This window comes from Brachymonas denitrificans, from assembly GCF_907163135.1.
Classification (GTDB): domain Bacteria; phylum Pseudomonadota; class Gammaproteobacteria; order Burkholderiales; family Burkholderiaceae_C; genus Brachymonas; species Brachymonas denitrificans_A.
The window spans coordinates 2,279,628-2,293,046 of the sequence record NZ_CAJQUA010000001.1; the positions used below are offsets into that span (position 1 = coordinate 2,279,628).

A 13,419-nucleotide genomic window follows, 5' to 3' on the forward strand; every position below is an offset into this window, starting at 1 on the left:
ACCCGGCCCATCCTGCAAGGAGACAACGCGATATGAACGCCCCCCTGGATCCGGGCGCCGCAGCACGCCTGCGCCACGCCATTGATATGGTTTCCCTCGACGACAAATACGCCCTGGACAAGGGCCACGCCTTCATGAGTGGCGTGCAAGCCCTGGTACGCCTGCCGATGCTGCAGCAGCAGCGCGACCAGCTCGCCGGCAAGCACACGGCCGGCTTCATCAGCGGTTACCGCGGCTCGCCTCTCGGCGGCTATGACCAGATGCTGCAGGCCGCCAGCAAGCACCTCGCCAAGCACGACATCGTGTTCCAGCCCGGCGTGAACGAGGAACTCGGCGCCACCGCCGTCTGGGGCACGCAGATGCTGGGCTATGCGCCCAAGGAAGAGCAGAAGTTCGACGGCGTGTTCGGCATCTGGTATGGCAAGGGCCCAGGCGTGGACCGCAGCGTGGACGTGTTCAAGCACGCCAACATGGCCGGCACCACTCCCTGGGGCGGCGTGATCGCCATCGCCGGCGACGACCACATCAGCAAGAGCAGCACCGCCGCGCACCAGAGCGACCACATCTTCAAGGCCTGCGGCTTTCCGGTGTTCTTCCCTTCGAGCGTGCAGGAAATCCTCGACCTCGGCATCCACGCCTTCGCCATGAGCCGTTTCGCCGGCGTCTGGACCGGCATGAAGACGATCCAGGAAGTGGTCGAATCCAGCGCCAGCGTCGAGATCGACCCCGGGCGCGTGAAGGTGGTGATCCCCGATTTCGAGATGCCGCCCGGCGGCGTGCATATTCGCTGGCCCGATCCCCCGCTGGAGCAGGAGGCGCGCCTGTTCAACACCAAGTGGTATGCCGCGCTGGCCTACATCCGCGCCAACAGGCTGAATCACAACGTCATCGAAGGGCCGAACGACCGCCTGGGCATCATCTCCAGCGGCAAGGCCTACAACGACCTGCGCCAGGCGCTGCAGGATCTGGGGCTGGACGAGGACACCTGCCGCCGCATCGGCGTGCGCGTGCACAAGGTGGGCGTGGTGTGGCCGCTGGAGGCGCACATCACGCGTGACTTTGCCACCGGGCTGGACGAGATCCTGGTAGTGGAAGAAAAGCGCCAGCTGATCGAATACCAGATCAAGGAGCAGCTCTACAACTGGCGTGAAGATGTGCGTCCCAACGTGCTCGGCCAGTTCGACGAGATGGAAGGCGACATGAGCGGCGGCGAGTGGAGCATGCCCAACCCGTCCGACCACATCCTGCTGCGCGCCACGGCCGACCTGAACCCGGCCATCATCGCGCGTGCCGTCGCGGGGCGCCTGATCAAGATGGGCGTGCCGGCCGATGTGCAGGCGCGCATGCAGGCACAGTTGGCGATTCTGGATGCGCAGGAAGCCGCGCTCAAGACCATCCACGTCGAAGGCGGCGACCGCACACCCTGGTTCTGCTCCGGCTGCCCTCACAACACCAGCACGCGCCTGCCCGAGGGTTCGCGCGGCATGGCCGGCATCGGCTGCCACTACATGGTCAACTGGATGGACCGCGAGCACTTCGGCTTCACCCAGATGGGCGGCGAAGGCGTGCCCTGGGTCGGCCAGGCGCCGTTCACCAACGAGAAGCACCTGTTCACCAACCTGGGGGACGGCACCTACTTCCACAGCGGCCTGCTGGCGATCCGCCAGAGCATCGCTGCGGGCGTCAACATCACCTACAAGATCCTCTACAACGACGCTGTCGCCATGACCGGCGGCCAGCGCGTGGGCGAGCGCCCGGAGGGCCACACCGTGCTGCAGATCGCCAACAGCGTGGTCAGCGAAGGCGTGAGCAAGCTGGTGATCGTGAGCGACCAGCCCGAGAAATACCAGGGCGTGACCCTGCCCGGCGGCGCGCGCGTGTACCACCGCGACGATCTGGACGAAGTGCAGCGCGAACTGCGCGAAACGCCCGGCACCACGGTGATGATCTACGACCAGACCTGCGCCACCGAAAAGCGCCGCCGCCGCAAGCGCGGCCTGCTGGAGGATCCGGCCAAGCGCGTGGTGATCAACGAAGCCGTTTGCGAAGGCTGTGGCGACTGCGGCGTACAGAGCAACTGCCTGAGCGTGGAGCCGCTGGAAACCGAATTCGGCCGCAAGCGCACCATCAACCAGAGCACCTGCAACAAGGACTACTCCTGCGTGAAGGGCTTCTGCCCGAGCTTTGTCACGGTCGAGGGCGGCCAGTTGCGCAAGGCGCCGGCCACCAGTGCTGCAGCGCCCGAACGTGACCTGTCGGCCTTTGCCAATCTGCCCGAGCCGGTGCTGCCCGTGCTGCGTGCTGCACAGGGCGAACAGCCGGCCGATGTCTGGGGCACGGTGGTGGCCGGCGTCGGCGGCACCGGCGTCATCACCATCGGCCAGCTGCTCGGCGTGGCCGCGCATCTGGAAGGCAAGGGCATCGTCACACAGGATGCCGCCGGCCTGGCCCAGAAAGGCGGCGCTACCTGGAGCCATGTGCTGATCGGTGCCAATCAGGACGCCATCCGCACCACGCGCGTCAGTCTGGCCGGTGCCGACCTGATCCTCGGCTGCGATCCGCTGGTGGCCGCGCACCAGGAAACCACGGCGCGCATGCGCCAGGGCCGCACCCATGTGGCACTCAACAGCAGCGCCAGCCCCACGGCGGCGTTTGTGAAGAACACGCAGTGGCAAAACCCGGCACAGGCCTGCGCCAGCGCCGTGGCCGATGTGGTCGGCACCGAACATCTCGGCCTGTTCGACGCCGAAGCCATGGCACGCGAACTGCTGGGCGACACCCTGTTCGTCAACCCCATGATCCTGGGCTACGCCTGGCAGAAGGGCTGGGTGCCGCTCTCCGAGGCCGCGCTGCTGCGCGCCATGGAGCTGAACAACGTGCAGGTGGAAAAGAACAAGCAGGCCTTCCTCTGGGGCCGCCGCGCTGCACACGACTATGCTGCCGTGCAGAAGCTGCTGGCGCCGAGCCAGGTCATCGCCTTCCGCAAGCCGGAGGCCCTGGCCGACGTGGTCAAGCGCCGCGTGGAGTTCCTTACCGACTACCAGAACGCCGCCTACGCCCGCGAGTACAGCGACTTTGTCGACCGCGTGGCTGCCGCCGAAGCCGCCCTGCCGGCCCTGCCCAGCGGCAAGCCGCGCACCAGCATCGCGCTGGCCGTGGCGCACAACCTGTTCAAGCTGATGGCCTACAAGGACGAGTACGAGGTGGCGCGCCTGTTCAGCAACGGCGATTTCGAGAAGAAGATCGCCGACATGTTCGAAGGCGACTACACCATCCACTACCACCTGGCCCCGCCCAGCTCGGCCAAGACCAACGCCAAGGGCGAACTGCTCAAGCGCGAGTACGGTCCGCGCATGATGCAGCTGTTCCGCTTCCTGGCCAAATTCAAGGGCCTGCGCGGTGGTGCGCTCGACGTGTTCGGCCGCCATCCCGAGCGCGTCACCGAGCGTGCCCTGATCCGGGACTATCGCGCCCTGATCGAGCAGGCCTTGCAGCGCCTCACGCCGGATACGCACAAGCTGATCCTGCAGATCGCCCAGGTGCCCGACAGCATCCGCGGCTTTGGCCATGTGAAGGAACGCAACCTGGCGGCGGCGCGCACGCGCTGGCAGGATCTGCGCGAGCAACTGGAGGCACCCGCACCAGCACCGGCCGAAGCTGTGCCGCCACCTGCAGTGCGCGTGGCCTGAACCCCACGGCCTCCCTGTGGTTTTCTGCAGGGAGCGCATAGAATCCACCCCCATCAGGACTTTTTCCCGCCCGCCCCGTGCACCCTGCACCGGGCGGTTTTTCCATGACCCACGCCACCACCCAGGCCGACGCGGCCATGCATCGCCAGCTCAAGACGCGCCATCTCTCTATGATCGCCATCGGCGGCTGCATCGGCACCGGCCTGTTCATGGCCAGCGGCTCCGCCATCCACGAAGCCGGTCCCGGCGGCGCCCTGCTCGCCTACGCCGCCATCGGCTTCATGGTCTATTTCTTCATGACCTCGCTCGGCGAACTGGCCACCTACATGCCGGTAACGGGCTCCTTCAGCACCTATGCTGCACGCTTCGTGCACCCATCGCTCGGCTTCGCGCTGGGTTGGAACTACTGGTTCAACTGGGTCATCACGGTCGCGGCCGACGTCACCATTGCGGCGCTGGTCATCTCCTACTGGGAGCCGCTGCGCTTCATGCCGCCCTGGGCCTGGAGCGGGCTGATCCTGGCCATCATCGTGCTGCTCAACCTGCTGCCGGTGCGCGTCTATGGCGAAACCGAGTACTGGATGGCGCTGGTCAAGGTGGTGACGGTGATCGTGTTTCTGGGCGTGGGCGTACTCACCATCTTCGGCATCCTCGGCGGCGCCTATGTGGGCTTTTCCAACTTCACGCTGGGCGATGCGCCCTTCCTCGGCCAGGGTCTGGGCGGACAGTTCCTCACCACGCTGGGCGTGTTCCTGATCGCCGGCTTCTCCTTCCAGGGCACCGAGCTGATCGGCGTCACCGCGGGCGAATCGGAAGAACCGGAAAAAGCCATCCCGCAGGCCATCAAGCAGGTGTTCTGGCGCATCCTGATCTTCTACATCCTGGCGATTGCCGTGATCGGCCTGCTGATTCCCTACACCAGCCCCGAGCTGCTCGGTGGCGACGTGAACGAGATCGCCAAGTCGCCCTTCACGCTGGTGTTCGAGCGCGCCGGCCTGGCCTTTGCCGCCGCGGTGATGAATGCGGTGATCCTCACCTCCATCCTTTCGGCCGGCAACTCCGGCATGTATGCCTCCACCCGCATGCTGTTTGCCATGGGCCGCAGCGGCATGGCCTGGCCCATCTTCGGCCGCGCCTCGCGCCTGGGCGTGCCGCTGCCGGCCGTGCTGGCCACCAGCGCGGTGGTGCTGCTGGTGTTCCTGCTGCAGCAGGGCAGCGACAACGCCTACGCCTACGTGCTGGCCGCTTCCGGTCTCACCGGTTTCATCGCCTGGGTCGGCATCGCCATCAGCCACTACCGCTTCCGCCGCGCCTACATGGTGCAGGGGCGCGACGTGAACGCGCTGCGCTACCGCGCCCGCTGGTTCCCCTTCGGCCCGCTGATGGCGCTGGCCATGTGCCTGCTGGTCATCGTCGGGCAGGACACGCAGCTGCTGCTGCATGGCGACCTGAACTGGCAACGCCTGTCCGTCACCTACATGGGCATCCCGGTGTTTCTGGCCTTCTTCCTGTACCACAAGCTGCGCTACCGCACGCGCATGGTGACGCTGCAGGAGATGGATCTGCACCCCGATCCGCGCGCCTGAAACAGGCATTGCGCTTCGGCGCCGCTCCGCCGGCGGCAACTTTCCGTGCGTTGAGCTTCGGGGGCACTTGTTGACGTCCGCGTCTACGTCCTTGCCCCGTTCATGACAATCGTAAAGCGCATGCTGCGCCGCGGGTTCTCCCGAACCCCGCACCGGCAGGAAACAGCACCTACAATCGGCATGTAACAGCCCCCGTTTTCCGGCCGGCTCGCCACCCGTGTGCCGTGCCTTTTGTCGTTTCGGAGCCACCCATGCCCACTGATATTCCCGCCAGCAATCCCAGCAGCAGCACCAACCGCCACCCCGAGCTGCGCCAGGCCGCCCTCGACTACCACGAGCTGCCGCGCCCCGGCAAGATCAGCGTCGAGGCCACCAAGCAGATGGTGAACCAGCACGATCTGGCGCTGGCCTACTCCCCCGGCGTGGCCGCTCCCTGCGAGGAGATCGTGAAAGACCCCGCAGCCGCGTTCCGCTACACCGCGCGCGGCAACCTGGTCGGCGTGGTCACCAACGGCACCGCCGTGCTGGGCCTGGGCGACATCGGCCCGCTGGCCGGCAAGCCGGTGATGGAAGGCAAGGGCGTGCTGTTCAAGAAGTTCGCCGGCATCGACGTGTTCGACATCGAACTCAACGAAAAGGATCCGGACCGTCTGGTCGAGATCATCGCGGCCATGGAACCCACCTTCGGCGGCATCAACCTCGAAGACATCAAGGCCCCCGACTGCTTCTACATCGAGCGCAAGCTGCGCGAGCGCATGAAGATCCCGGTGTTCCACGATGACCAGCACGGCACCGCCATCGTTGTCGGCGCCGCCCTGCTCAACGGCCTGAAGGTGGTCGGCAAGAAGATCGAGGACGTGAAGGTCGTCACCTCCGGCGCCGGTGCCGCCGCGCTGGCCTGCATCAACCTGCTGGTCAAGCTCGGCGTGCGCCGCAGCAACATCTGGGTGACCGACCTGGCCGGCGTGGTCTACAAGGGCCGCACCGAGCTGATGGACGAGGACAAGGCCCAGTTCATGCAGGACACCCCGCTGCGCACGCTGGGCGAAATCATCGACGGTGCCGACGTGTTCCTCGGCCTGTCCGCTGGCGGCGTGCTCAAGCAGGACATGGTGCGCCGCATGGCCGACAAGCCGCTGATCTTCGCGCTGGCCAACCCCACGCCCGAAATCACGCCCGACGAAGTCAAACAGGTGCGCGACGACGCCCTGATGGCCACCGGCCGCACCGACTATCCGAACCAGGTCAACAACGTCCTGTGCTTCCCCTACATCTTCCGCGGCGCGCTCGACTGCGGCGCCACCACCATCACCGACGAGATGGAAATCGCGGCGGTGCACGCCATTGCCGAGCTGGCCCAGGCCGAGCAGAGCGAAGTGGTGGCTGCGGCCTACGTCGGCCATGAACTGGCCTTCGGCCCCGAATACCTGATTCCCAAGCCGTTCGATCCGCGCCTGATGATCAAGATCGCGCCGGCCGTGGCGGCGGCCGCCATGGAAGCCGGCGTGGCCGCACGCCCGATCTCCGACATGAACGCCTACCGCGAGAAGCTGCAGGCCTTCACCTACGCCTCCGGCTCCATCATGAAGCCGATCTTCGCCGCCGCCCGCCGCGCCGAGAAAAAGCGTGTGGTCTACGCCGAGGGCGAGGAAGAGCGCGTGTTGCGCGCCGTGCAGATCGTGGTGGACGAAAAGCTGGCCCGCCCCATCCTGGTCGGCCGCCCCGCCGTCATTGCCCAGCGCTGCGAGAAATTCGGCCTGCGCCTGAAGGAAGGCGAGCATTATGACGTGGTCAACGTCGAAAACGACCACCGCTACCGCGATTTCTGGCAGAGCTACTACCAGATGACCGCACGCAAGGGCATGACCATCCCGATCGCCAAGATCGAGATGCGCCGCCGCCTGTCGCTGATCAGCGCCATGATGGTGCTCAAGGGCCATGCCGACGGCATGATCTGCGGCACCTGGGGCACCAACGCCATGCACCTGCAGTACATCGACCAGGTCATCGGCCGCCGCGAAGGCGTGCACACCTACGCCGCGATGAACGCCCTGCTGCTGCCCGAGCGCCAGGTCTTCATCGTCGATACCCACATCAACTACGACCCGAGCGCCGAGCAGATCGCCGAGTACACCATCATGGCCGCGCAGGAAATGAAGCGCTTCGGCATCCGTCCCAAGGCCGCCCTGCTCAGCCACTCCAGCTTCGGCTCGTCCAACCAGCCCAGCGCCGAGAAGATGCGCGCCGTGCTGGCCCTGCTGCAGGAAACGGCCCCGTGGCTCGAGGTGGATGGCGAAATGCACGGTGACGCGGCGCTCGACGAGGACATGCGCCGCAAGCTGATGCCCGCCACCACCCTGAGCGGCTCGGCCAATCTGCTGGTCATGCCCAACCTGGATGCGGCCAACATCGCCTACAACCTGCTCAAGACGGCAGCCGGCGGCGGCATCGCCATCGGCCCGATCCTGCTGGGCGCGAGAAAGCCGGTGCACATCCTCACCGCCAGCGCCACTGTGCGCCGCATCGTCAACATGACGGCGGTGACGGTCTCCGAAGTGCACGCCGGACGCTGACCGCCGGCCGGCCGTTCATGCTGGCTGCGAACGGCGGATGTCCCGTCCGCTGTTCGCTCCCCGAGCCGCACCATGCTGCACTGCACGACGCGCCGCAGCCCTTGTCCGGCGCGGCTTTCACGCAAATAGCATATTCCCGCGCCAACAGGCAAGCGCCTTGTGGCAACCCCATGTTGCGTCCTGCACAATAGCCGCGCGCTATTGATTTCCCAAGGGCTTTGCGGCACACTTGCCCATCGGAAACCTTGTGAATCCTGTGATTCACAAGCCGTGCAAATGGAACCTCATGCTGACTGGAACCCGATGACTGCTGCCCTGTTCGCTGCCGCCACCCCCTGTGCGGCCGGCGCCACCGGCAGCCGGCCCGAGGCTCCGGTACGCAGCTGGCGAATCGCCCTGGCATCCGGTGCCGCCCTGCTCGCCCTGGCCTCGCTGACCAGCGCCTGCACGCCCCGCGCTGCCTCCAGCGTCGCGGCAGAAGCGCCTTCGCAGGCTTACGTGCAAACCGCACCCGAGCCCGTGCGTCCGCAGGCCGAACCCGCGAACAAGGCCGCCAAACCGGGCATGGCCTCGATCCGCGTCGCCGAACTGCCGCGCCAGGGCCAGATCGTCTACAAGATGATTCTGGCTGGCGGCCCGTTCCCGTTCGACAAGGACGGCGACGTGTTCGGCAACCGTGAACGCCTGCTGCCCAAGCATCCGCGCGGCTATTACCGTGAATATACCGTGGCCCCTGCTCACGCCCGCAACCGGGGCGCCAAGCGCATCGTTTGTGGAGGGGCCCCGCGCACACCGGACGTGTGTTACTACACCCAGGATCACTACAACAGCTTCCGCCAGATAGTGGACTAAGAACAACCCAGGATGCGGCTGCCCTCAAAGCGGACGCAGAAAGTCACCGTGAGCATCGACCCCAAACTCTCCCCAGAAACCACGCCATTGCGCAATGTACGCACGAACATCGTGCAGTCCATCCGCGCCTTCCGCGTGCCCGACCTGCAAGCCGCAGCCACCCAGATGGGCCACCACTTCCTGTATGCCAACCTGGGCGGCGCCCAGACCAAGCAGGACGTGCTGGACATGATCGCCCAGCAGTTCACCCTGCCGGCGCATTTCGGCAAGAACTTCGACGCCCTCTACGACTGCATCACCGACCCGCTGCACAAGTCGGGCCCGCAGCCGGGCTTCATCGTGGTGCTGGAGCAGATCCCCACCAACGCCAAGTTCGACAAGGAATCGCGCGAGCAACTGCTCGACATCTTCCGCGATGCCGCCGACTACTGGGGGGACCGGAAAATACCCTTCCGGTGTTTCTATTCTTTTCTGTAGCCCGTTCTGCACAAGCTGGCCAAGCAGAACGGGCGAAAACGGCTGAGGTGGAAATCACCGACGACGCCGATCCGGCCCTGGAAGAAGAAAAAATGCCCACCGACAAGATCGTGGACGTCTCCCCGCTGGCGCTGCGCATGAGCAGCCCGTTCAATGCCAACTACTGGCTGGCTGCGGTGAACGACAGCGATACGATGGCGACTGCCTGAGGCGGGGCGCTTTCTTCGTGCAAAAGCCACCTTCGGGTGGCTTTTGTGTTTGATACGGCCCGTTCCTGCGCTACGGAAACTATTCCGGCGTCCAGAGAACCCTCATGCGTCAGGCGCTTTGATCTGCTGACGCCTGGCAGCAAAGGCCGCCTCCACGTCCTCATTCGATCGGCCACGGCCGGCGTGCATCGAGGCCCGCCCGGCATCCACCTTGCGCTGCAGGTAGCTTTCGTAATCGCGCGCCTGGCGACGCTGCATGATGTAGTCGCGCATCAACTCGCGCACCACCTGCGAGGCAGGACGGTCTTCGCCGGCTGCTTCGCTCATGAAGTCGGCGCGCAATTGGGGATCGAGCTTGAGGGTGAAAACGGCATTTTTTGACATGGGACACTCCCGGGGCACGGTTGTTCAGTCAAAGTATATAAAACGTATATACCACGTCAATACCTCCTTGCCCTCTCGCCCCCGCGTAAACGCCCGAAATCCGACGACTGATTCCCCATGCGCATGGCTGCTGGCAAGCCCCATCCGAAGATCGGTCCCATCTCCCTGACGATCGTGCAAAATCCCCTGCAACCCCGCGTCAAATCTGCGAAAATGTCCGGATGACCGAATCGCAGAACCCTTCCGAGAACCTCCCGCAATCCACAGCCCCTGACACCAGCTACGGCGAAGGCGCGATCCAGATCCTGGAAGGTCTGGAAGCGGTGCGCAAGCGCCCGGGCATGTACATCGGCGATACCAGCGACGGCACCGGCCTGCACCATCTGGTGTTCGAGGTGGTCGACAACTCCATCGACGAGGCGCTGGCCGGCCACTGCGACGATATCGTCGTCACCATCCATGCGGACAACTCCATCAGCGTGAGCGACAACGGCCGCGGCATTCCCACCGGCGTCAAGATGGACGACAAGCACGAGCCCAAACGCTCGGCCGCCGAGATTGCCCTGACCGAGCTGCACGCCGGCGGCAAGTTCAACCAGAACAGCTACAAGGTGTCCGGCGGCCTGCACGGCGTGGGCGTGAGCTGCGTGAACGCACTCTCGAGCAAGTTGCGCCTGACGGTGCGCCGCGACGGCAAGGTGCACACGCTGCTGTTTGCGCAGGGCGTGGTGCAGGACCGCATCATCGAAGTGGTCGATGGGGTCGAGATCTCCCCGATGAAGATCACCGGCGATACCGAGAAGCGCGGCACCGAGGTGCACTTTCTGCCTGATACCGAAATCTTCAAGGAAAACAACGACTTCCACTACGAGATCCTGAGCAAGCGCCTGCGCGAGCTGAGCTTCCTGAACAACGGCGTGCGCATCCGCCTGAAGGACGAGCGCGAGGCGCGCGAGGATGACTTCTCCGGTGCGGGCGGCGTGAAGGGCTTTGTCGAGTTCATCAACGGCACCAAGAAGGTGCTGCACCCCAATGCCTTCCACGCCATGGGTTCGCGCCCGGCCGACAGCTACGGCGGTATTCCCGGCACCGAAATCGGCGTGGAAGTGGCCATGCAGTGGAACGATGGCTACAACGAGCAGGTGATCTGCTTCACCAACAACATTCCCCAGCGCGACGGCGGCACCCACCTGACCGGCCTGCGCGCCGCCATGACGCGCGTGATCAGCAAGTACATCGCCGACAACGAACTGGCCAAGAAGGCCAAGGTGGACGTGAGCGGCGACGACATGCGCGAGGGCCTGTGCTGCGTGCTGTCGGTGAAGGTGCCCGAGCCCAAGTTCAGCTCGCAGACCAAGGACAAGCTGGTCTCCAGCGAGGTGCGCGCGCCAGTGGAAGACATCGTGGCCAAGTCGCTGACGGATTTTCTGGAAGAGAACCCGAACGACGCCAAGATCATCTGCGGCAAGATCGTGGAGGCGGCGCGTGCGCGCGAGGCAGCGCGCAAGGCGCGCGAGATGACGCGCCGCAAGGGCGTGCTGGACGGCTTCGGCCTGCCCGGCAAGCTGGCCGATTGCCAGGAAAAAGACCCGTCGCTGTGCGAAATCTACATCGTAGAGGGTGACTCCGCCGGTGGCTCGGCCAAGCAGGGCCGCGACCGCAAGTTCCAGGCCATTCTGCCGCTGCGCGGCAAGATCCTGAACGTGGAAAAGGCGCGCTACGAAAAGCTGCTCACCAGCAACGAGATCGTCACGCTGATCACCGCGCTGGGCACCGGCATCGGCAAGGCGGCTGAAGACGGCAACGGCAAGAGCGGCAGCGACGATTTCAACATCGACAAGCTGCGCTACCACCGCATCATCATCATGACCGACGCGGATGTGGACGGCGCGCACATCCGCACGCTGCTGCTGACCTTCTTCTACCGCCAGATGCCCGAACTGGTCGAGCGCGGCCACATCTACATCGCCCAGCCGCCGCTGTACAAGGTGCGCGTGGGCAAGCAGGAGCAATACCTCAAGGACGCCAACGCGCTGCAGCAATACCTGAGCAACGTGGCGCTGGACGGCGCGCGCGTGGACCCGGGGGCAGGGCGCCCGATGCTGGAGGGCGAAACCCTGCGCACCCTGGCGCAGCGCTACGTGCAGGCCATGGCCGTGATCGACCGCCTGAGCACCTTCATGGACGGCCAGGCGCTGCGTACACTGGCCGGCTTCGGCCCTGGCGACGGCCTGCACCTGAGCCTGGACAACGCCGAACAAGCCGAAAGCAGCGCCCAGGCCCTGCAGCAGGCCATGCTGCTGGCCGGCAGCACCGCCAAGGTCACGCACGGCTTTGATGCGCGCACCGACAAGCACTACCTGCGCGTGGCGCGCATGCACCACGGCAACGAGCGCGCCAGCCTGATCACGCCCGAATTCGTGCACGGCGCCGACTACGCCGCGCTGCAAACCGCCAGCGACACCTTCAAGGGGCTGCTGGCCGAAGATGCGGTGGTGATGCGCGGGGAGGGCGAAAAGCAGAAATCCCAGCCGGTGAGCGACTTCCAGCAGGCCATGGACTGGCTGATGCAGCAGGCCGAAAGCGCCGTCAGCCGCCAGCGCTACAAGGGGCTGGGGGAGATGAACCCCGAGCAGCTGTGGGAAACGACGATGGATCCGGCTGTTCGTCGTCTGCTGCGCGTGCAGATTGATGATGCGATCGAGGCGGATCGGGTGTTTACGATGCTGATGGGGGATGAGGTGGAGCCGCGTCGCGACTTTATCGAGACTAATGCGTTGCGGGCGGCGAATTTGGATGTTTAAAACTGTCGGATGACTCGATTGGTGAAATCTGCGCCAAGTTCCTGAAAAATCGGTGACACATTAAGTTAAAAAGTCCGGAATAATCCGGACTTTTTGCTGTCGACTAAAGGAGCCGATGCAACTCAGAATGTCGTCACAAATCGTTGTGAGGCCAGTTTACCAAAAATCATTTCACTAGAGGACAATGTTCAACGAATATTTCCGCTATTTTTAATCAATCCCACCGGTATAAGATTCATAACGGTGTCACTCATAAATACTATGTAATATTCTTCATATCCTATGTACCCTCCATAGGAATTTTTTGCATTGACAGATATCCGACCAATATAGCCATATTTAAAGCTATCTTTATGGCAGCCTTTAATATATGCTTCTGCTGGGGAACAAGTAGATATCCATCCTTTCTGAGGCCGACTAATCCAGTCGTATTTTATGGAATCAGCATCCTTAAAACCATATTTTGCCCAGCGCTTAAAACCCGCATCAAATTGGTCATCATTAGGTTTATCTCCAAAATACACGTTTTGCAATAAGTCTGGAGTCGGCGAACTGCTAAGAACATAAGATCCGCCAAATTTCGTCGTACAACCAATCAGCATCATTGAAAACATGAAAGATAAAAGCACTTTTGTCATTCTAAAACTCCGCTAGGTTGATCAGGCATAGTCAAGGATACATTCTAATACAATTACCCTTAGTTCTATCCCTGTGGATTCTTCAAAGTGCAGACACGCTCGCTGTCATTGAAGAGAATAAGTTCCAGGCACAACACATCCAATTTTTGCAGCTTGCGCTTGTCGATGAATCCCAGGCGATGCAGATCCGAGGCCGTTTCGTGCACA

General features: G+C 63.8%; 9 protein-coding genes. 7 read left to right on the forward strand and 2 right to left on the reverse strand.

Going from position 1 to position 13,419, the window contains the following annotated elements; translation table 11 throughout:
• Positions 1-32 precede the first annotated feature (32 nt).
• The 6 genes from KKQ75_RS10625 to KKQ75_RS10650 all read left to right on the forward strand — a co-directional run bounded on the left by KKQ75_RS10625 (position 33) and on the right by KKQ75_RS10650 (position 9,386).
• Entirely contained in the window at positions 33-3,689 is a 3,657-nt protein-coding gene (locus tag KKQ75_RS10625) for an indolepyruvate ferredoxin oxidoreductase family protein (RefSeq protein WP_213362130.1), read from the forward strand.
• A 104-nt stretch (positions 3,690-3,793) separates the two neighbouring features.
• Complete coding sequence (locus KKQ75_RS10630) at positions 3,794-5,275, forward strand: amino acid permease (RefSeq protein ID WP_213362131.1); 1,482 nt, start codon at positions 3,794-3,796, stop codon at positions 5,273-5,275.
• Positions 5,276-5,526: 251 nt separating this feature from the next.
• Entirely contained in the window at positions 5,527-7,848 is a 2,322-nt protein-coding gene (locus KKQ75_RS10635; RefSeq protein WP_213362132.1) for an NADP-dependent malic enzyme, read from the forward strand.
• 519 nt (positions 7,849-8,367) lie between these two features.
• Entirely contained in the window at positions 8,368-8,700 is a 333-nt protein-coding gene (locus KKQ75_RS10640; protein ID WP_371686796.1) for a ribonuclease domain-containing protein, read from the forward strand.
• A gap of 54 nt (positions 8,701-8,754) precedes the next feature.
• A complete protein-coding gene (locus tag KKQ75_RS10645) occupies positions 8,755-9,177 on the forward strand; it encodes a barstar family protein (protein WP_371686795.1) in 423 nt (140 codons plus the stop codon).
• A 47-nt stretch (positions 9,178-9,224) separates the two neighbouring features.
• Positions 9,225-9,386, forward strand: coding sequence for a hypothetical protein (locus KKQ75_RS10650; protein WP_159430741.1), 162 nt, complete (start codon positions 9,225-9,227; stop codon positions 9,384-9,386).
• A 102-nt stretch (positions 9,387-9,488) separates the two neighbouring features.
• Here the strand turns inward: KKQ75_RS10650 and KKQ75_RS10655 are convergent, their stop codons facing one another.
• Positions 9,489-9,770, reverse strand: a complete 282-nt coding sequence (locus tag KKQ75_RS10655; protein WP_213362135.1) for a CopG family ribbon-helix-helix protein — start codon at positions 9,768-9,770, stop codon at positions 9,489-9,491.
• A gap of 221 nt (positions 9,771-9,991) precedes the next feature.
• Between KKQ75_RS10655 and gyrB the strand changes: the two genes are divergently transcribed.
• Positions 9,992-12,574, forward strand: coding sequence for a DNA topoisomerase (ATP-hydrolyzing) subunit B (gene gyrB, locus KKQ75_RS10660; RefSeq protein ID WP_213362136.1), 2,583 nt, complete (start codon positions 9,992-9,994; stop codon positions 12,572-12,574).
• A 188-nt stretch (positions 12,575-12,762) separates the two neighbouring features.
• On the opposite strand, the gene KKQ75_RS10665 is transcribed toward gyrB, so the two are convergent.
• The gene (locus tag KKQ75_RS10665) at positions 12,763-13,212 is read right to left on the reverse strand and encodes a hypothetical protein (protein ID WP_213362137.1); all 450 of its coding nucleotides are present in this window, start codon (positions 13,210-13,212) and stop codon (positions 12,763-12,765) included.
• Between the last annotated feature and the right edge of the window lie 207 nt (positions 13,213-13,419).

Excerpts from the sequence above, each read along its gene's own strand:
- KKQ75_RS10625 (WP_213362130.1), top strand. The coding sequence starts at position 33 with ATGAACGCCCCCCTGGATCCGGGCGCCGCAGCACGCCTGCGCCACGCC.
- KKQ75_RS10630 (WP_213362131.1), top strand. The coding sequence starts at position 3,794 with ATGACCCACGCCACCACCCAGGCCGACGCGGCCATGCATCGCCAGCTC.
- KKQ75_RS10635 (WP_213362132.1), top strand. The coding sequence starts at position 5,527 with ATGCCCACTGATATTCCCGCCAGCAATCCCAGCAGCAGCACCAACCGC.
- KKQ75_RS10655 (WP_213362135.1), bottom strand. The coding sequence starts at position 9,770 with ATGTCAAAAAATGCCGTTTTCACCCTCAAGCTCGATCCCCAATTGCGC.
- gyrB (WP_213362136.1), top strand. The coding sequence starts at position 9,992 with ATGACCGAATCGCAGAACCCTTCCGAGAACCTCCCGCAATCCACAGCC.
- KKQ75_RS10665 (WP_213362137.1), bottom strand. The coding sequence starts at position 13,212 with ATGACAAAAGTGCTTTTATCTTTCATGTTTTCAATGATGCTGATTGGT.